The following is an 18,966-nucleotide window of genomic DNA, read 5'->3' as shown; positions in this document are numbered from 1 at the left end:
GTCCATGCGCCGTGGGATCAGTCCCTGGGGATCAGCCCTTGCGTTCCAGCTGAAGTTCCTTCAGCCGCCCGATCGCCTTGGCCGGGTTGAGACCCTTGGGGCAGGTCTGGGTGCAGTTCATGATGGTGCGGCAGGCATACAGCTTCATCGGATCTTCAAGCGCATCCAGACGCGCGCCCGCATATTCATCGCGGCTGTCCGCGATCCAGCGATACGCCGCAAGCAGCGTGGCCGGACCAAGGTAACGGTCGCCATTCCACCAGTAGGACGGGCAGGAGGTGGAGCAGCAGAAGCACAGGATGCATTCCCACATGCCATCCAGTTCCGCGCGTTCCTCGATGCTCTGCAGGCGTTCCCCGTCGGGCGGGGGCAGCGTGTCGGACTTCAGCCACGGATCGATGGAGCGCAGCTGTGCATAGGCGCCATCGAGGTCGGGCACCAGATCCTTGACGATCGGCATGTGCGGCAGCGGATAGATCGCCACGTCGCCATCAAGGTCACGGATCGGCTTGAGGCAGGCCAGCGTGTTTTCACCCGCGATGTTCATCGCGCATGACCCGCAGATCCCTTCGCGGCAGGACCGCCGGAAGGTCAGGGTGGGGTCGATATCGTTCTTGATGTGGATCAGCGCATCAAGGACCATCGGACCAATGCGGTCCAGATCGATCTCGTACGTATCGATCACGGGGTTGTCGTTGTTATCCGGGCTCCAGCGATAGATCCGGAATGACTTGACGTTCTTGGCGCCGGTGGGGGCGGTAAAGATGCGCCCTTTGCCCACCGTGCTGTTTCTTGGCAGTCTGAATTCGACCATCGTCTCGTTCCCTTTCCGCCGTGCGCTTAGTAAACGCGTTTCTTGGGGGGGAAGACCTGAACGTCGTCAGTCAGGGTCTTCATATGCACGGGGCGATAGGTCAGCGTGACCTGTCCCTTGTCGTCCATGTGGGCGACGGTGTGCTTCATCCAGTTCTTGTCGTCACGTTCGGGATAATCGTCGTGCGCCTGTGCGCCACGGCTTTCGTGACGGGCTTCGGCCCCGGCCATCGTTACGGTCGCGTTCGCCAGAAGGTTCTCGAACTCCAGGGCTTCCATCAGGTCGCTGTTCCAGATCAGCGAACGGTCGGAAATGGAGATGTCGGGAAGCTCTTTCCAGATTTCCGCGATCTTTTCCACGCCTTCCGCAAGGCTCTTGGTATTGCGGAACACGGCGGCATGCTTTTGCATCGTGCGCTGCAGGTTGGCGCGCATCGCGGCGACATGCGTCTTGCCCTTGGCATTACGCAGGCGGTCGAAACGCTCGATGGCCTTGTCGCCCGCACCGGGCGGCAGCGGCGGGATGGTTTCCTCGGTCTTGATGATCTGGGCCGCGCGCTGGGCCGCGGCACGGCCAAAGACAACCAGATCCAGCAGCGAATTCGTGCCAAGGCGGTTCGCGCCATGCACGGACACGCACGCGGCCTCGCCCACGGCCATCAGGCCGGGCACCACGGCATCGACATCGTCGGCGGTGGGGCGGATGACCTCGCCATGGTAATTGGTGGGGATGCCACCCATGTTGTAATGCACCGTCGGCAGGACCGGGACCGGTTCCTTGGTCACGTCCACGCCGGCAAAGATGCGCGCCGTTTCCGAAATGCCCGGCAGGCGTTCATGCAGCAGGTCCGCGCCGAGATGTTCCAGATGCAGCAGGATATAGTCCTTGTTCGGACCACAGCCGCGCCCTTCGTTGATCTCGATCGTCATGGCGCGTGAAACGACGTCGCGCGATGCGAGATCCTTGGCCGTCGGGGCATAGCGTTCCATGAAACGCTCGCCTTCGGAGTTGGTGAGGTAGCCACCTTCACCACGGCAGCCTTCGGTCAGCAGGCAGCCCGCCGGGAAGATGCCCGTGGGGTGGAACTGCACGAATTCCATGTCCTGCAGCGGGATGCCCGCGCGCACCGCCATGCCGCCGCCGTCGCCGGTGCAGGTATGGGCCGATGTGCAGGAGTTGTAGGCACGGCCATAGCCGCCGGTCGCCAGAACGACCATCTGCGCACGGAAACGATGCAGCGTGCCATCATCAAGGCACCATGCGACAACGCCCTTGCACGCGCCCTTTTCATCCATGATCAGGTCGATGGCGAAATATTCGACGAAGAATTCGACGTTATGCTTCAGGCACTGCTGGTACAGCGTGTGCAGGATGGCATGGCCCGTGCGGTCGGCCGCGGCACAGGCGCGGGGCACGGGGGCCTCGCCATAATTGCGCATGTGTCCGCCGAAGGGACGCTGGTAGATCTTGCCCTCTTCCGTGCGGGAGAAGGGAACACCCATGTGTTCCAGCTCGTACACGGCGGGGACGGCCTCGCGGCACATGTATTCGATGGCGTCCTGGTCACCCAGCCAGTCCGATCCCTTGACGGTATCGTACATGTGCCAGCGCCAGTTGTCCTCGGCCATGTTGCCAAGCGACGCGCCAATGCCGCCCTGTGCGGCGACGGTGTGGCTGCGTGTGGGGAAAACCTTGGTGATGCAGGCGGTCTTCAGGCCGGCCGCACCCATGCCAAGTGTGGCCCGAAGGCCGGAACCGCCGGCACCGACCACGACCACGTCATAGGCGTGATCGACGATCTTGTAATTGCCGGGGATTGGGGATGTGATCGCATTCATTGTTTGGACGTGTCCCGATGCTCGTTCGGACTGCCGGGCGGGGTTGACCGGACCGCCAGTCCGCGAATGTCTCTGTCTTGCCGGTGGCGTGGCGCGCGCGTCAGCTCGCGGCGATTCGCCCGCGCGTGGTGGCAAGCGCCAGCTTCAGAACGGAAATCGCGCCGAACACGCCCAGCAGGAAAATCACGCTTTTCATCAGCAGGCTTGCCGGGACATGCGCCTTGCCATGCACATAGTCATCGATGATGACCTGCAGGCCCAGCTGCGTGTGGTAGAATGTCAGGATCACCAGCGCCATCATCATGGTGGCGTTGACGGGCCTGCCGCCCCATTTCGCGACTTCCGGCTGCGACGCCCCGGCAAGGCGGAAGACCTGGATCACGAACCAGCCCGACAGCGGCACCAGCGCCACGGCCGACACGCGTTCAGCCCACCAGTGCGCGACGCCGCTCTTGCCGGAACCCAGCCCGCGCGCGCGCGACAGCTGCGAACGCATGACAGTGATATGCGGTTTGTGCTGAGTACTCATGTCAGGAGGCCCTCTTCTTCGAGCGACAGGCTGCGACGCCAAGGATGCTGGCAACCAGCGCCAGCGTGACGCCCACGGTCACACCTGCGGCCACGGGACCGTCCTCGTTGATTTCCTTCTTTTCGAAGCGGGCGCCGCTGTCCCACATCAGGTGGCGAATCCCCGCCACAAAGTGATAGACCAAGGCCAGGGCCCAGCCAGCCAGGGCAAGCTTGCCCAGCGGATGGCCGGTCACCTTCTGGACCTTGGCAAATGATTTCGGTCCCTTTGCGGCAGCGCTGATCCAGCAGATGCCAAGCGCGGACCCCACGGTGGCGGCAACGCCGGCCGCGCGGTTCGCGATTGAAAGGAACATGGAAAGACGGAAGCGGTAGACCTGGAGGTGCGGGGACATTGGCCGCCTGGTCAGAGTTCCGTCGCTTCGGTGCCCTACATAGAGCGCATCACGGACATCCTGCATGGTCGTCTCGTCAATTTCCCTGTTATGGCTTCGGTTTGTTCCGTTGCCTTGTATTATTCGGTCCTACGCCCCCCGATGGGTGTGGTCAACGCAGGCCCGGAACACGAGGTTGAGAGACGCCCCGAATGTATTGATCCAAGCATTGGCGCGGACGCATGGCAGATCCGCGCCAAAAAGGCATGTATTCAGGCGCGCCTGCCGGGTCCCAGCAGGTCGAGCGCAATCATTGTTTCCGCGATTTGAACCGCGTTCAGCGCGGCCCCCTTGCGCAGGTTGTCCGACACGCACCAGAAGCCGAGTCCGTTGGGGACGGTCGGGTCGATCCGCAGGCGCGAGACATAGGTCGCGTCCTCTCCCACCGCCTCGACCGGGGTGACATAACCGCCATCCTCGCGCTTGTCGTGGAGCACGACTCCGGTTGCCTCGCGCAGGGCTTCGCGCGCGCGCGCAAGGTCCACAGGTTCCTCGAACTCCACGCTGACGGCCTCGGCATGGCCGATGAACACCGGCACGCGCACGCATGTGGCAAAGACGGCGATATCGGGGTCGAGGATCTTGCGTGTCTCCACCGCCATCTTCCATTCCTCCTTCGTCGCGCCGTCATCCATGAAACGGTCGATATGGGGAATGCAGTTGAAGGCGATCTGCTTGGTGAACTGCTCGGCCTGCGCCGGGTCGCCCACGAAACTGCCGCGCGTCTGGGTGAACAGTTCGTCCATCCCGCCCTTGCCCGCGCCCGCGACGGCCTGGTACGTCGCGACGACCACGCGCCGGATCGTGAACAGGTCATGCAGCGGCTTGAGCGCCACGACCATCTGGATGGTGGAACAGTTGGGGTTGGCGATGATGTTGCGCTTCGCCTTTTTCACATCATTGGGATTGACCTCCGGCACCACCAGCGGAACGTCGGGTTCCATGCGGAAGTGGGAGGTATTGTCGATCACCACGCATCCGGCCTTGGCCGCGCGGGGGGCATACATGGCGGAAACCTTCCCGCCGGGCGAAAACAGCGCGACGTCCCATCCGGTGAAGTCGAAATGTTCAAGGTTGCGCACCTTGAGCACCCGGTTTTCCCCGAACGAGACTTCCTGCCCGGCCGACCGGGCGGAGGCCAGCGCCACGATGTCGTCCACCGGAAAGCGCCGTTCGGCCAGTGTCTTGAGTATTTCACGCCCGACGGCACCGGTGGCACCTACCACCGCAACGCGGTAACCCATTGGATAATCCCCTGATGATGCGCCGGTGTCCCTGGAGTATATCCAGATCAGATAAGGACGCGCCGACGCGGATTGGCAGACAGTCGTTAAGCGTCCCGACACCTAGAGCCTGCGTGCGGGTGGTGCAAGCAACACGATATTTTTCCCGAATGTTTTTATCTATTGCCGGGACATCCTTCCTGTCTTTGCACATGATGCTCTTTGAGCAGGCGCAAGGCGCGCGGTCCCGACATGGTGGTATGGTCCGTCGTGTCCGGTGGCGTGTTCCCGCGCCCGGGCGGATTTTCTGCGTGGGCGGCGCGTTGTCACGGCAGACAGCCCCCCCTGCGCGAAAACATAGACAAAGGACTGTCACGGATCATGTCTTTACCTGACGCCAACCCTGCCTCTCCGACGCCGCGCGCGCCTGCGGGCGTCCGGCCGGCCCCGGCCTGCACGCTGGTGATTTTCGGCGCGCATGGTGACCTTACCAAGCGTCTGCTGATGCCGGCGCTGTACAACCTCGCCGGGAGCGGGCTTCTGGATCCCGCTTTCCGCATCATCGGCGTGGACCATGTCGCCAGCACCACCGCGCAGTGGCGCGATGGCCTGACGGAGATGATGCAATCCTTTACCCACGACCCCAACGCCGAATTCCACGCCCCCAGCATCAACGCCACGCAGTGGAAGTGGGTGTGCGACCGGCTGGATTATGTCCAGGCCGATTTCGGCGACCTGGCGCAGATCCGCGCGCTGGGGGAAAAAATCGACGGGAATGCGATCTTCTATCTCGCCGTGTCCTCGCGCTTTTTCGCCCCGGTGATCGAAATTCTGGGCCGCGCGGGACTCGTGACCGAAACGGGCGGCCACTTCCGCCGCGTGGTGGTCGAAAAGCCGTTCGGCGCCGACCTGCGCAGCGCGCGTGAACTCAACCGCCGGATCCTTGCGGTGCTGCAGGAAAGCCAAGTCTATCGCATCGATCATTTCCTGGGGAAGGAAACGGTGCAGAACATCCTTGCCATGCGGTTCGGCAATCTGCTGTTCGAGCCGCTGTGGCGCAACGAATTCATCGACCATGTCCAGATTACCGCGGCCGAGACGATCGGCGTGGAGCAGCGCGGCGCGTTCTATGAACCCACCGGCGCGCTGCGCGACATGATCCCCAACCACCTGTTCCAGCTTTTCGGCATGGTGGCGATGGAGCCGCCGAATTCCTTCTCCGCCGATACGGTGCGCACCAGCAAGGAACAACTGTTCGAGGCGGTGCGCCCCATTCCCCCCACCGATGCGGTGCGCGGGCAGTACGCGGCCGGCACGGTGGAAGGCAAGCCGGTCATCGCCTATCGCGACAGTCCGGGTGTCGCGGCCGACAGCACGACGGAAACCTATGTCGCGCTGAAACTGCATGTCGATAACTGGCGCTGGGCCGGGGTTCCGTTCTACCTGCGCACCGGCAAGTCGCTGGGTGGCCGCCGGACGGAGGTGGTGGTCCAGTTCAAGAAGCCGCCGATGATGATGTTCCGCGACACCGAAACGCAGGACCTGCCGCCCAACCGCATCATCCTCAATATCCAGCCCGCGCAGGGGCTGACGATGGAAATGGGGGCCAAGCGCCCCGGACCGAGGATGGACCTTGCCGACGTGCAGGTGCGTTTCCGGTACGAGGACGTTTTCGCGCAGTCCCCGAACGTCGGATATGAAACCCTGCTGTATGATTGCCTGATGGGCGATGCGACCCTGTTCCAGCGCGCCGACAATATCGAGGCGGCATGGCGCGCGGTTGATCCCGTGCTGCAGGCATGGGCCGGCAATGGCACGGGCCTCGAAATCTATCCCGCGGGCGCGACCGGGCCAAAGGGCGCGGACGAACTGCTCGAACGCGACGGGCGGAAATGGTATCCGCTTGACGGGGCCTGATCCGCGCGGCGTTTCCTGAAGGGGAACGGTACCGGATCAAAAAAAGGTTGTGGCCGTCGTCCGGCCACAACCCCATATGGGCGGCTGTCCACCGCTCGGTTTCCTGCCACGTGGGCAGGCGGCGCGTTATTTCGCTGCGGTGGAGGCGTCGGACGCGGCCTGTCCGTCCTGCGCGGTGGCCTGATGCTCGCCATGCTGTTCGTCGCCCATGCGGAACAGGGCGTCGGCATTCTTCTTCTGCTTCTTGGAGAAGGAGGCATAAAGCGGCACGAACGCCTGGTTCAGCGTCTGCATGTCCTGCGCGCGTTCCGCCACCAGGGCGGCATAGGACTGCATGTTGTCGGTCGCGCTCAGCGTGGGGAGGGACGAGCGACGGTTTTCGATCGCGTCATGCAGGCGGCTGGCATTGTCGCGCATGTCCTGTGCGAACGGTGCCCACAGCTTTTCCTGCGCCTTGGTGATGTGCAGCTGCTGATGCAGGGTGCTGATATGTTCTTCCAGCTGTTCCGGCGTGGGGTCATGCGGCGTATGGGCAAGGGGGGCCGTCGCGGCGGCGGGCGCGGGCTGCGTGGGGGGAACGGCGGCCATGGCGACGCCCGGCAGCAGGAGGGCGGCGACAGGCAGAATACGGCGAAGAATCATGACAGTATCCCTTCAGATCTGTTCAGGTGGTCGGGTGGGATGCAAACGCGGTGGACAAGACCGGGGTTCAGTATCCGTAACCATAAGGGGAAGGGGAATAATAGGTCGGCGGCGGCGGCGGCGGGACCGGCTGCGGCGGGTAATAGGCAGGCGGCGGGGCCACGGCGCGGTCCGCCAGCGTGCTGCCGATCATCGTCCCGATCGCAAGGCCCGCGATGCCACTGCCGATCGCAAGCCCGGCACCACCGCCGCGGCCCCGGCCGTCATGCCATCCACCACGTGGCGGCGGCGGCGGACCGCCGCGCCTGCCCCAGCCCTGTGCCTGCGCGGGCGCGAGGGGAAGGGTCGCGGTCATCAGCGTCAGCGCTGCGCCCGCGACGGCAAGGAACCTGGGAAATCGTGAAAACCGCTTCAATGCGAGGACCCTTATCCAATGGTGCGTAAAAAGGAAATAAAGCCGGATAATCGTGTCAGCCGATCATCATCATAACATCCGGCATGTCGAAATCATGGCTGTGATGGCCTCCCTTATGCCGCAATCCCCAGACGTTTCGTCAATGCCGACAGGCGATGACGGCGCAGTTCGCTGCGCGCCCGCGAATCGTTGGTCATGTAGTTGAGCTGTATGGTGTGGCGCACCCCGACAAAGCGGCGGTGGCCATGCCATGTGTTCTTCCCGTTGGGAAAGACCACCAGCGTGCCGTTCACGGGCGGGATCTCCGCCGCGTAATCCTCGATATCATGTTCGCCGCGCAACAGCCGCAGGCAGCCTTCGTGCCGGCCCCACGCGCCGTCGTCGGTGTTGAGGTACAGCAGCACCGTCACGCGCTTGGAGGCCGAGTCGCGATGGATGCGCCCGTCCTGCGCCCGCGTGCGTCCCCGCAGGGTCAGCATCGTGGGCGCGTCATGCAGGTCCAGCCCGAATTTCGTCGCGATGATATCGCGCAGCTCCGGCCCTTCAAGCTGGTCCACCAGCTGGCGGATCAGCGGCGAAAGGTTCAGCGCGTCGGGGGGGTAGGATCCGCCCGACGGGAATGCCGGCAGCGACGCCACCGCCGCGTGAAGGTCCGCAGCCCCGATGAAATGGGGCACGACCACATGGGGGAACGGATCTGTAATGATCCCGGCGTTTTCCAGCGCGGCATAGTCGGGCGTGATGGGTATGGTCATGCGATCCTGTGTGGCCACGGCAAAGGTACGGGGATCGAGATTACGGCTGAGTGATCCGCCCCGCAAGGCTGGCGTCATGCCGGTGTCGCCGGGGCTGGTGTCGCAATGATGGGCCATGATGGGAAATGAACGCGGCGCGGGGTGGGAAGGACCCATCACAAATGCTCCATTTCCCGCCCTTTGCGTTCACCAGATGGAGAGAACCCCCGCAACGGCGGCATATGGCGGTTTTGTGCCCTTGCGGGGGGTGCGCGGAGGGATTATCGGCGTTGGACATGGATACCGAAATTCGCACCGCTTCCGCCCCCCTACAGCCGGTTCCGCAAGGCGATGCCGGCCCCTTCGCAGTGTACGAGGCCCGCGTTGCTGCGGGGAAGCTCGACCGCGATCCGGAACAGGAAAAGGCGGCCCGCCGCCTGGACCAGCTGTGGCGCGAACTGCGCGATTACCACCCTGTGGTGATGCAGCGCACGGCCGCGCGCCATGGCCTGTTCAGCGGCCTGCGCGCGCGGCTGGGGCTGGGCGCGGGACGTGGGGCGCAGTCAGGTCCCGCGCGACCGCGCGGCGTTTACATGGTCGGGCAGGTCGGACGTGGCAAGACGATGCTCATGGACCTGTTTTTCGACCTTGCCCCGGTGGCGCACAAGCGTCGGGTCCATTTCCACCGTTTCATGCAGGACGTCCACCAGCGCCTGCATGACATGAAGGTGGCGCAGCCCGACCTTGCCGATCCAATACCGCCGCTGGCGCGCCAGATCGCACAGGAGGCGTGGCTGCTGTGTTTCGACGAATTCCAGGTCAATGACATTGCCGACGCGATGATCCTTGGGCGGCTGTTCGAATTCCTGTTCGCGGATGGCGTGGTGGTGGTCGCGACCTCCAACACCAAACCGGAGGACCTGTTCCAGGACCGTCCCGGCGCGGATGCGTTCAAGCCCTTCATCGACATCATCATGCGCGAGGTCGATACCGTCATCCTCGATTCCCCGCGTGATTACCGCCGTGGCGGCGTGCGGGGGATGCGGACATGGATCGTGCCTCCCGACGCGGCGGCGAAGGCGGAACTCGATACCATCTTCACCCACCTTGCCGCAGGCGCGCCGGTGCAGCCGGTCGACCTGGACATCATGGGCCGCATCCTGCACGTCGCGCGCGCGGCGGGGCCGGTGGCGCGCTTCGACTTTTCCGAACTGTGCGGGCGTTTCCTCGGGGCGGGCGACTACCTCGCGCTGTCGACGCGCTTTCCCAACCTGATCATCGACAACGTGCCGCGCATGGGACCCGACAATTTTGACGAGGCCCGGCGTTTCATCGTGCTGATCGACGCGGTGTACGAACAGAACGTGAAGCTGTTCGCCTCGGCCGAGGACCAGCCCGATTCCCTATACCAGCGCGGGCAGGGCGCCAAGGCGTTCGAACGCACCGCATCGCGCCTGGAGGAGATGCAGAGCGCGGCCTACATGCAGCTGCCCCACCTGTCGGCATAGGCGTCGCGACGGTGCCGCGCGCCATGGGCGTCATGATGACGCGTAGGGGGCGCAGGGGTCACGCCATCGTGACGCCCATGGCGCGGCTGTGACTGGCGGGGCGGTAGGCAAAGCAGCCGGTCTTTGCTTGGGTAGTCATGGAAGTTCCCAGTGTCGGAATTGCGCCGTGTGGCGCTGTGTTTTCATCATGTTTTCCCGCGCCGCGCGGGCGGTAAACGAAAATGTCAGCATGCGTCCACAGCAATCCTGACCTTGATGAATGATGGCGACACCCATGGCCGGGTGTCGCTAGGGTAAGGGCCATAAGCTGGCCTGCGGGAGGGGGAGATCGTTACGCTTTTCCCATCGCGGGACCGGATAAATAACGCGGCCGACAAGGTCGTCAGTGAGGAGATGTCTTCAAGATGGCGGGCGTAGATATTCTTTCGACCGCATTCAGCGGCTCCAATACGGCCTATCTGGCCGAATTGTATGCACGCTGGGCGGCGGACCCCAAAAGTGTCGATCCCTCTTTCGCGTCCCTGTTCTCCGAAATGGATGAACAGAGCGCGGAAATCGAACATGATGCCGAAGGCGCGTCGTGGGCCCCGCGCGCGCCCATGATTACCGGCGACGAACCCCCGCCCGCCCCGGCGGGTGGCAAGGTTTCCGCCGAAAGCCTGCATGCGGCGGCGGATGACAGCCTGCGCGCGACGCAGCTGATCCGCGCCTACCGCGTGCGCGGTCATCTGGAGGCGCGGCTGGACCCGCTGGGCCTGCAGGTGCCCAAGCCCCATGCCGACCTTGACCCCGCGACCTATGGCTTCGGCCCCAAGGACATGGACCGTCCCATCTATCTGGGTCGTATCGTCGCCAGCCTGATCGGTTCGGAAACCGCGACCATCAATCAGGTGCTCGACGCGTTGCGCGCGGTTTACTGCGGACCGATCGGCACGGAATACATGCATATCCAGGATCCCGAACAGCGGATGTGGGTGCAGGCCCGTCTGGAGGGCGACAACTGGCGCCAGGGTGCCAGCGCGCAGGAAAAGAAGGTCATCCTTGAACACCTGACGCAGGCGGAAGGTTTCGAATCTTTCTGCCAGAAACGCTATGTCGGCACCAAGCGCTTCGGGCTCGAGGGCGAGGACGTCACCATCCCCGCGCTGCATGCCGTCATCGACCAGGCCGCAAGCGGCGGCGTGCGTTCGGTCGCGATCGGCATGCCGCATCGCGGGCGCCTCAACACGCTCGTCAACATCGTGCGCAAGCCCTATACCGCGATCTTCAGCGAATTCGCCGGCGCCTCGTTCAAGCCGGACGACGTGCAGGGCTCGGGGGATGTGAAATACCATCTCGGCACCTCCACCGACGTGGAGATCGGCGGCAAGCCGGTCCATATCTCGCTCCAGCCCAATCCTTCGCACCTCGAGGCGGTCGACCCGGTCGTGATCGGCAAGGTGCGCGCGACGCAGGACGATGACGACCCGCACCAGCGCGGCCGCCACATGGGCATCCTGCTGCATGGCGACGCGGCGTTCGCGGGACAGGGCATCGTTTACGAAACCCTGGCGATGTCGCAGCTGATCGGCTATCGCACCGGCGGCACCGTGCATGTCGTGGTGAACAACCAGATCGGCTTCACCACCGTATCCATCCATGCGTTTTCGGGGCTGTACTGCACCGACATCGCCAAGGCGGTCCAGGCGCCGATCTTCCACGTCAATGGCGACGAGCCCGAGGCCGTTGTCTATTGCGCGCGTCTTGCCGCGGAATTCCGCCAGAAGTTCGCGTCCGACGTCGTCATCGACATCGTGGGCTATCGCCGCCACGGCCATAACGAGTCGGACGAGCCGTCCTTCACGCAGCCGATCATGTACAAGGCCATCGCCGCGCGCCCGACCATCCGCACGCTGTATTCCCAGCGTCTGGTGCGCGAAGGCGTCATGACCGAGGCCGAGGTCGAGGGCGAATGGAATGCCTTCCATGAAAAGCTGGAGGCGGCGTATCAGGCGGCGCAGGGTTACAAGCCGAACAAGGCCGACTGGCTCGAAGGCGCGTGGCAGGGGCTGAAGCCGCCGCCGGTCGACGCCATCGTCACAATGCCCAAGACGGGCATCGCCATCGATCGCCTGCGTGAAATCGGCACGGCGCTGGCCAAGGTGCCCGATGATTTCAATGCCAACCCGAAGATCGTGCGCCAGCTCAAGGCCAAGGCGAAGATGTTCGAGACGGGCGAGGGGATCGACTGGGCCACGGGCGAGGCACTGGGCTTCGGCTCGCTGCTTCTGGACAAGCACCACGTCCGCCTGTCGGGCGAGGACTGCCAGCGCGGCACCTTCAGCCAGCGTCATGCCGTGCTGATCGACCAGATCAACCAGAACACCTATGTGCCGCTGAACAATATCGACCCCAAGCAGGCCCATATCGAGATCTACAACTCGCTGCTCTCCGAATTCGGGGTGCTGGGCTTTGAATACGGTTACTCCCTGGCCGATCCGAACGCGTTGGTCCTGTGGGAAGCGCAGTTCGGTGACTTCGCCAACGGCGCGCAGGTCATCATCGACCAGTTCATCGCCTCGGGCGAGACGAAGTGGCTGCGTATGTCGGGCCTCGTCATGCTGCTGCCGCACGGCTACGAAGGGCAGGGGCCGGAACACTCCTCCGCCCGTCTGGAGCGTTACCTGCAGCTCTGCGCCGAGGACAACCTGCGTGTGTGCAACCTGACCACGCCGGCCAACTATTTCCACGCGCTGCGCCGGCAGCTGTTCCTCGACTATCGCAAGCCGCTGATCATCATGACGCCGAAGTCGCTGCTGCGGAACAAGCTCGCGGTGTCGGAACTGAAGGATTTCGGGCCGGATACGACCTTCCTGCCGGTGATTGGGGAAATCGATCCCATCGCCGACCCGAAGAAGGTGGAGCGCGTCGTGATCTGTTCGGGCAAGGTCTATTACGACCTGCTGACCGAACGTCGGGAGCGCAAGCTCGATACGGTCGCGATCGTGCGGCTGGAGCAGTTCTATCCGTTCCCGGCAAAGCTGCTGGGCGACGAACTGGCGCGCTATCCGGATGCAAAGGTCATCTGGTGCCAGGAAGAACCCGCCAACATGGGGGGCTGGGACTTCGTGGACCGTCGTATCGAAGGTGTCCTGGGCAGCATCAAGCACAAGAGCGCGCGTCCCGAATATGTCGGCCGCGTCGCTGCCGCCAGTCCGGCCACCGGCCTTGCGAAGGTTCACCTCGCGGAACAGGCCGCGCTGGTCAATCAGGCGCTGGGCGTGGCGTAACGGACCATGTGGCGGGAAACATGCACCCACGTGGAACATGCTTTTCCGTCGCGCCGGTCAGGTATTGCGCCGGGCGCCACATGGACATCGTCGCATGGACATGTTGGCGCACGGCATGAAACAGGGTCCGGTCCATGCCATGGGCCGGGCAGGGTTAACAGGCCGGATGGCGGTCACCCCGCCATGCGAACAAGGTCTGGTTCAGGAACTGTCACGTTGATCCATCCCGGTTCACGAAACAGCGTGGATGCGGGATGGATCGGCAAAGGGATTGGAAAATAGGAATGTCTGCCGAGATCAAGGTGCCGACGCTGGGTGAAAGCGTAACTACCGCAACCGTTGCGAAATGGCTGAAGCAGCCGGGCGATGCCGTGTCCGCTGACGACCCGGTGGCCGAACTGGAAACCGACAAGGTTAGCGTCGAGGTTCCGGCCCCGCAGGCGGGCGTGCTGGGTCCGCTTCTGGTTCCCGAAGGGGCGGAAGTCGAGGTCGGCACCGTCCTGTCCACCGTCGAGAAGGGCACGGGCAAGGCCCCCGCGCCGAAGGCGACGCCGGCCCCCGCGCCCGCCGCTGGCGTGCAGGCCCAGCCGCTGAGCACCGGCCCCGTCGCGCGTCCCGCGACGCCCGCATCCGACGTCGCGGCCCAGGGTGCCGCGCACGCGCCGTTCCCCGCCGCGCAGAAAATCATGACGGAACAGGGTGTTTCCCCGGCACAGGTCGGCACCGGTTCGGGCAAGGACGGTCGCATCACCAAGGGCGACGTGCAGGCGTTCCTGTCGCAGCCCCGCACGGCTGCCGCCCCCGTCGCGCCGCGTCCGCCGCGTCAGGACGACCCGCGTGAGGAACGCGTGAAGATGACGCGCCTGCGCCGCACCATCGCGCGTCGCCTGAAGGACGCGCAGAACACGGCGGCGCTGCTGACCACCTTCAACGAGGTGGACATGTCGGCCGTCAAGGCGATGCGCGCGGAATACAAGGACGCGTTCGCCAAGAAGCATAACGGCGCCAAGCTGGGCTTCATGTCGATCTTCAGCCGCGCGGTCATTGCGGCACTGCAGGAATTCCCCGCGATCAACGCGGAAATCGACGGCGATGACGTGATCTATCGCAAGTTCGTCAACCTTGGCATCGCGGTCGGCGGCCCGAACGGGCTGGTCGTGCCGGTGATCCGTGATGCCGACCAGAAGAGCTTTGCCGAAATCGAAAGCACGATCGCGGGCTTTGGCAAGAAGGCGCGCGAAGGCACGCTGAAGATCGACGAACTGTCGGGCGGCACGTTCTCCATCACCAATGGCGGCATCTATGGCTCCCTGATGTCCACCCCCATCATCAACGCGCCGCAGTCGGCCATCCTTGGCATGCATTCCATCCAGGATCGCCCCGTCGCCGTGGACGGACAGGTCGTGATCCGTCCGATGATGTATATCGCGCTGACCTATGACCATCGCATCGTCGATGGCAAGGAAGCCGTCAGCTTCCTGGTCCGGGTCAAGCAGAACGTGGAAGATCCGCGCCGTCTGCTGCTGCAGGTCTGATGCGGCGGGCGGGATGGCCGGTTTGCGGTCTCCCGCCTGATCCTCCATGATCACCGCAAGCAGGACAGAGATAGAATGACCATTGAAATCAAGGTTCCGACGCTGGGTGAAAGCGTCACCACCGCAACAATCGGCAAGTGGCTGAAGCAGCCGGGTGATACGGTGTCCGCCGATGACCCGATTGTCGAACTGGAAACGGACAAGGTCAGCGTGGAAGTTCCCGCCCCGCAGGCCGGCGTGCTGGGCGCGCATAAGGTGGCCGAAGGAGACGAGGTCGAGGTCGGCGCGGTCCTGACCACGCTGGAACCCGGCGGCGCCGGCGCCAGGCCTGCGGCCCCAGCAGCGGCCCCGAAGGCCGCAGCACCTTCGGCACCCGCTGCCCCTGCCGCCACGCCCGCCCCGGCGGCGAAGCCCGCGGCCGAAGCCCCGGCCGAAACGGATTACGATGTGATCGTGATCGGCGCAGGTCCCGGTGGCTATGTTTGCGCCATTCGCGCGGCACAGCTGGGCTTCAAGGTGGCCTGCGTTGAAAAGCGCGCGACCCTTGGTGGCACGTGCCTGAATGTCGGCTGCATCCCGTCGAAGGCGCTGCTGCAGCAGTCCGAGAATTTTCATGCCGCCAAGGATGAATATGCCGACATGGGCATTATCATCGACAGCGTGAAGCTGGACCTTGCCCGCATGATGGCGCGCAAGCAGTCGGTGGTTGACGCCAACGTCAAGGGTGTCGAGTTCCTGTTCAAGAAGAACAAGATCACCTGGCTGAAGGGCGAAGGCCGCGTCGAGGGCACGGGCCGCATCACCGTCAATGGCAAGCCCGTGACGGCGAAGCATATCGTCGTTGCCAGCGGCAGCGACAGCGCCGCCCTGCCGGGTGTCGAGGTCGATGAAAAGCAGATCGTGACCTCCACCGGCGCGCTGGAACTTTCCGCTGTGCCGAAAAAGATGGTTGTGATCGGCGGCGGCGTGATCGGCCTCGAACTGGGCAGCGTGTGGCATCGCCTTGGCGCGGAAGTCACGGTGATCGAATATCTCGACCGGCTGGTGCCGGGCACGGATAACGAGATCGCCAAGCAGTTCCAGCGGATCCTGACCAAGCAGGGCCTGCAGATGAAGCTGGGCCACAAGGTGACGAAAGCCGTCAAGGGCGCGAAGGGCGTTACCCTGACGGTGGAACCGTCGGCGGGTGGTGCTGCTGAAACGATCGACGCGGATATCGTCCTGGTGGCGATCGGCCGCACGGCCGCCAGCAAGAACATGGGCCTGGAAGAAGCGGGCGTCGCGCTGGACAAGCGTGGCCGTATCGTGACGGACGCCCATTACGCGACCAACGTGCCGGGCATTTACGCCATCGGTGACGTGATTGCGGGGCCGATGCTGGCGCACAAGGCGGAAGAAGAAGGCGTTGCCGTGGCCGAACTGTTGGCCGGACAGGCCGGGCATGTCAATTACGGCGCCATTCCGGCCGTCGTCTATACATGGCCGGAAGTCGCGACCGTGGGCAAGACCGAGGAAGTGCTTAAGGAAGAGGGCGTTTCCTACAAGGTTGGCAAGTTCCCCTTCACCGCCAATGGTCGTGCGCGCGCAATCGGCATGACCGATGGCTTCGTAAAGGTGCTGGCGGATGCCAAGACCGACGCGGTGCTGGGCGTGCATATCATTGGTCCGATGGCGGGCGAACTGATTGCCGAATGCACCATGGCGATCGAATTCGGCGCATCGTCGGAAGATATCGGCCGGACCTGCCATGCGCATCCCACGCTGAGCGAAGCGGTCAAGGAAGCTGCGCTGGACGTGGAAAAGCGCGCCATCCATATCTGATCCGCGCTTCGTCCGGGATGGGACAGGTCGTCCCGTCCCGGACGGAGGTGATCATTGGGACGCATGAAAAAGCCTTCCGCATGGGCGGGGAAATCCCCGATCGTGCAGAAGGCTTTTTCTTTTTCTGTCAGCAAAAGGCAGCCGGTGCGCCGTTTGCCGGAAATGAAGGCGTATCCCTGGGAATATGTCCGTCAGTGTGGCGCAGGGGTAGTTTGGAATAAGCTGGGGTCATACAGGTTTCCGGTGGGGCTTTTGCGGGAAGCATCACGAAGACGTCGCCTTTTTGAAAAAAGGCGACACCCAGAAACTTTTATTTTTTATCAAGGGATTGTTTGCGGGTGGGCTCTTAGTCCAGCACATTTTCCCATGCATGTTCCCGCGTGACCCGGACGAGTTCCGTGGCCGATACCGCATGGGAAATGAAGAATCCCTGAATGTAATCGACCCCCAGTTCCGTCGCGATGTCGAACTGCTCACGCGTTTCGACCCCTTCGACCGTGACCGACAGGCCAAAGCCATGCCCCAGCCGGATCAGGGACGCCAGGATGTCGCGATCCTGTTCGCGCGTGTCGATATGCCGCACGAGACTGCGGTCGATCTTCAGTGATTTCAGCGGCAGGTTCTTCAGCGTGGCAAGGCGCACGGTACCATGGCCGAAATTGTCCAGCGCAAGGCCAAAGCCGTCCTCGGCCAGACTCTTGAGCCGCAACTGGCTCTTTTCGGCGCGGCGTCCCTGCAGCATGTGTTCGGTCACCTCCAGCATGAAGGTGCCGGGATCCATCTTCAGGTGCCGGATTTCACTCAGCAGGTCGACCTGCTGGTCCAGGCTGAGCAGGTCGAGGTGCGACAGGTTCACCGCCAGCCGCAGGTTCGGCAGGCCGGCCTTTTTCCACATGGCGATGTCGTCATGGAACGACTGCACCAGATGGGTCTCCATCTCCTGCGCCAGCCCCGAATCGGCGAATACGTCGGTAAAGGCCCCCGCCGACAGCAGGCCGCGCTGCGGATGGTGCCACCGCATCAGGGCCTCGGCCTGTTCGATCTGTCCGGTGCGACAGTTCAGGATCGGCTGGTAATACACCTCGAACTGGTTCTGCTTTACGCCTGCGCGCGCTTCCTTGAGGATCTTGGCGCGTTCCAGCGCCGTCTTGTGCAGGCTGGCGCTGAACATCCGGGCCTGCTTGCCCCCCGCCTGCTTGGCGGCATACAGCGCCACGTCGGCGTTCTTCTGCACATCCTCCAGCGTGTCGGACGCGGTCAGCGGCGTGGCCCCGATACTGCCGGATACGCGCACCGTGGCGGATTCCAGCTCGATCGGTTCCTCCAGCAGCGCCTGAAGCCGCGTGAGGATGCTTTCAAGCGAGTTCTCGCGCAGGCTCTTGTGCAGGATGATCGCGAATTCATCCCCGCCCAGACGGCTGGTGGCTTCCTCCGTGCCGACCAGTTCGACAATACGCCGCCCGATCGTGCGCAACACCATGTCGCCCGCGTGATGGCCGTGGATGTCATTGATCTGCTTGAAACCGTCGAGGTCAAACATCACCAGCACCCGTTCCTCGGTGGGGGTGAGCTTGCATTGTTCCAGCGTCGCGATCAGGCTGGCATTGAACCCGCCACGGTTCAGCAGGCCGGTCATCGTGTCGGTGGCGGCCTGGACCTTCAGCCGCTCCTTGGTGTTCATCAGTTCGGTGATTTCGAAGCGCGCGGCAACGAAGCCGATGATGTTTCCGTCCGAACCGTGATGGGGAATGATCGTGGTCGCCACCCAGTAATGGCTGCCGTCCTTGGCCCGGTTGCACAGGTTTCCGTGCCATGTCCGCCCTGAATAGATGGTGCGGTACATGTCGCGGAAAAACGTGCGGTTGTGCATTCCCGAATTCAGCAGGCGGTGCGTCTGTCCCAGAAGTTCCGTGCGCGAGTACTGGCTGACATCGCAGAATTTCTGGTTGACGTAGGTTATGACGCCCGCCCTGTCGGTTACGGCGACAATCAGGACATTATCGACGACATCAGCCCAGAAATCGGCATCTTCATGTGTAAGGGCCCGGAGCCGGTCGTCGTGTCTGGCGGACATATGAAACCTCGGAACAGAACAATACGCTGAAATGATGTCGTAACTTTAATTCGGTTTATTTTTTTCCGATACCGTCTTTGGCTTTTTTGCGGGATCTGCCAGTTCCTTGATCGTGCGGCGCTGGCGCACCCACTGTTCCAGGTCCTTTGGCGCCAGTGGCTTGGCGAACAGGTAACCCTGCATCACGTCGCACTTCAGCTCCTCCAGCAGATGT

The 18,966-nt window shown here is 63.4% G+C and carries 14 protein-coding genes; 5 read left to right on the top strand and 9 right to left on the bottom strand.

All coding sequences use genetic code 11. The features are described 5' to 3' along the window. Positions 1–31: 31 nt before the first annotated feature. From NJLHNGOC_RS10035 to NJLHNGOC_RS10015, 5 genes are all read right to left on the bottom strand, one after another. Positions 32–814, bottom strand: coding sequence for a succinate dehydrogenase iron-sulfur subunit (locus tag NJLHNGOC_RS10035; RefSeq protein WP_113596237.1), 783 nt, complete (start codon positions 812–814; stop codon positions 32–34). A gap of 26 nt (positions 815–840) precedes the next feature. Further along, positions 841–2,652, bottom strand: coding sequence for a succinate dehydrogenase flavoprotein subunit (gene sdhA / locus NJLHNGOC_RS10030; RefSeq protein ID WP_113596236.1), 1,812 nt, complete (start codon positions 2,650–2,652; stop codon positions 841–843). 100 nt (positions 2,653–2,752) lie between these two features. Beyond that, complete coding sequence (gene sdhD, locus NJLHNGOC_RS10025; protein WP_110528112.1) at positions 2,753–3,181, bottom strand: succinate dehydrogenase, hydrophobic membrane anchor protein; 429 nt, start codon at positions 3,179–3,181, stop codon at positions 2,753–2,755. Between the two features lies 1 nt (position 3,182). Next, positions 3,183–3,575 carry a succinate dehydrogenase, cytochrome b556 subunit gene (gene sdhC / locus NJLHNGOC_RS10020; protein ID WP_239021459.1) on the bottom strand — a complete coding sequence of 131 codons (393 nt, stop codon included), beginning with the start codon at positions 3,573–3,575 and terminating at the stop codon, positions 3,183–3,185. 251 nt (positions 3,576–3,826) lie between these two features. Then, the gene (locus NJLHNGOC_RS10015; protein WP_113596234.1) at positions 3,827–4,858 is read right to left on the bottom strand and encodes an aspartate-semialdehyde dehydrogenase; all 1,032 of its coding nucleotides are present in this window, start codon (positions 4,856–4,858) and stop codon (positions 3,827–3,829) included. Positions 4,859–5,218: 360 nt separating this feature from the next. On the opposite strand from NJLHNGOC_RS10015, the gene zwf reads away from it, so the two are divergent. Then, a complete protein-coding gene (gene zwf, locus NJLHNGOC_RS10010; RefSeq protein WP_113596299.1) occupies positions 5,219–6,754 on the top strand; it encodes a glucose-6-phosphate dehydrogenase in 1,536 nt (511 codons plus the stop codon). Positions 6,755–6,880: 126 nt separating this feature from the next. On the opposite strand, the gene NJLHNGOC_RS10005 is transcribed toward zwf, so the two are convergent. From NJLHNGOC_RS10005 to NJLHNGOC_RS09995, 3 genes are all read right to left on the bottom strand, one after another. Further along, positions 6,881–7,396 (bottom strand): Spy/CpxP family protein refolding chaperone, encoded by a 516-nt coding sequence (locus tag NJLHNGOC_RS10005; protein ID WP_113596233.1) that lies wholly within the window; start codon positions 7,394–7,396, stop codon positions 6,881–6,883. Between the two features lie 67 nt (positions 7,397–7,463). Continuing rightward, positions 7,464–7,811: a hypothetical protein gene (locus NJLHNGOC_RS10000; RefSeq protein WP_206057956.1), complete on the bottom strand. Its 348-nt coding sequence runs from the start codon at positions 7,809–7,811 to the stop codon at positions 7,464–7,466. A gap of 113 nt (positions 7,812–7,924) precedes the next feature. Then, positions 7,925–8,566, bottom strand: a complete 642-nt coding sequence (locus NJLHNGOC_RS09995; RefSeq protein ID WP_113596298.1) for a 2OG-Fe(II) oxygenase family protein — start codon at positions 8,564–8,566, stop codon at positions 7,925–7,927. A gap of 275 nt (positions 8,567–8,841) precedes the next feature. Here NJLHNGOC_RS09995 and zapE point away from each other — a divergent pair, with 275 nt between their 5' ends. The 4 genes from zapE (at position 8,842) to lpdA (ending at position 16,678) form a co-directional block, all read left to right on the top strand. Further along, positions 8,842–10,053, top strand: a complete 1,212-nt coding sequence (zapE, locus tag NJLHNGOC_RS09990; RefSeq protein WP_113596232.1) for a cell division protein ZapE — start codon at positions 8,842–8,844, stop codon at positions 10,051–10,053. A gap of 404 nt (positions 10,054–10,457) precedes the next feature. Then, positions 10,458–13,322 carry a 2-oxoglutarate dehydrogenase E1 component gene (locus tag NJLHNGOC_RS09985; protein WP_113596231.1) on the top strand — a complete coding sequence of 955 codons (2,865 nt, stop codon included), beginning with the start codon at positions 10,458–10,460 and terminating at the stop codon, positions 13,320–13,322. A gap of 284 nt (positions 13,323–13,606) precedes the next feature. Then, the gene (odhB, locus tag NJLHNGOC_RS09980) at positions 13,607–14,857 is read left to right on the top strand and encodes a 2-oxoglutarate dehydrogenase complex dihydrolipoyllysine-residue succinyltransferase (RefSeq protein ID WP_113596230.1); all 1,251 of its coding nucleotides are present in this window, start codon (positions 13,607–13,609) and stop codon (positions 14,855–14,857) included. Between the two features lie 75 nt (positions 14,858–14,932). Next, the gene (gene lpdA / locus NJLHNGOC_RS09975) at positions 14,933–16,678 is read left to right on the top strand and encodes a dihydrolipoyl dehydrogenase (protein WP_113596229.1); all 1,746 of its coding nucleotides are present in this window, start codon (positions 14,933–14,935) and stop codon (positions 16,676–16,678) included. Positions 16,679–17,024: 346 nt separating this feature from the next. On the opposite strand, the gene NJLHNGOC_RS09965 is transcribed toward lpdA, so the two are convergent. Next, complete coding sequence (locus NJLHNGOC_RS09965; RefSeq protein WP_113596227.1) at positions 17,025–18,752, bottom strand: putative bifunctional diguanylate cyclase/phosphodiesterase; 1,728 nt, start codon at positions 18,750–18,752, stop codon at positions 17,025–17,027. Between the last annotated feature and the right edge of the window lie 214 nt (positions 18,753–18,966).

The sequence above is a fragment of the Novacetimonas cocois genome (genome assembly GCF_003311635.1).
GTDB lineage: Bacteria > Pseudomonadota > Alphaproteobacteria > Acetobacterales > Acetobacteraceae > Novacetimonas > Novacetimonas cocois.
The sequence above is the reverse complement of the archived record's forward strand: the minus strand, read 5'-3'. Positions and strand labels throughout refer to the sequence as shown.

Bases quoted from the DNA above. Each gene is read 5' to 3' on its own strand.
- NJLHNGOC_RS10035 (WP_113596237.1), bottom strand. From the start codon at position 814: ATGGTCGAATTCAGACTGCCAAGAAACAGCACGGTGGGCAAAGGGCGC.
- sdhA (WP_113596236.1), bottom strand. From the start codon at position 2,652: ATGAATGCGATCACATCCCCAATCCCCGGCAATTACAAGATCGTCGAT.
- sdhD (WP_110528112.1), bottom strand. From the start codon at position 3,181: ATGAGTACTCAGCACAAACCGCATATCACTGTCATGCGTTCGCAGCTG.
- sdhC (WP_239021459.1), bottom strand. From the start codon at position 3,575: ATGTCCCCGCACCTCCAGGTCTACCGCTTCCGTCTTTCCATGTTCCTT.
- NJLHNGOC_RS10015 (WP_113596234.1), bottom strand. From the start codon at position 4,858: ATGGGTTACCGCGTTGCGGTGGTAGGTGCCACCGGTGCCGTCGGGCGT.
- zwf (WP_113596299.1), top strand. From the start codon at position 5,219: ATGTCTTTACCTGACGCCAACCCTGCCTCTCCGACGCCGCGCGCGCCT.
- NJLHNGOC_RS10005 (WP_113596233.1), bottom strand. From the start codon at position 7,396: ATGATTCTTCGCCGTATTCTGCCTGTCGCCGCCCTCCTGCTGCCGGGC.
- NJLHNGOC_RS09995 (WP_113596298.1), bottom strand. From the start codon at position 8,566: ATGACCATACCCATCACGCCCGACTATGCCGCGCTGGAAAACGCCGGG.
- zapE (WP_113596232.1), top strand. From the start codon at position 8,842: ATGGATACCGAAATTCGCACCGCTTCCGCCCCCCTACAGCCGGTTCCG.
- NJLHNGOC_RS09985 (WP_113596231.1), top strand. From the start codon at position 10,458: ATGGCGGGCGTAGATATTCTTTCGACCGCATTCAGCGGCTCCAATACG.
- odhB (WP_113596230.1), top strand. From the start codon at position 13,607: ATGTCTGCCGAGATCAAGGTGCCGACGCTGGGTGAAAGCGTAACTACC.
- lpdA (WP_113596229.1), top strand. From the start codon at position 14,933: ATGACCATTGAAATCAAGGTTCCGACGCTGGGTGAAAGCGTCACCACC.
- NJLHNGOC_RS09965 (WP_113596227.1), bottom strand. From the start codon at position 18,752: ATGTCCGCCAGACACGACGACCGGCTCCGGGCCCTTACACATGAAGAT.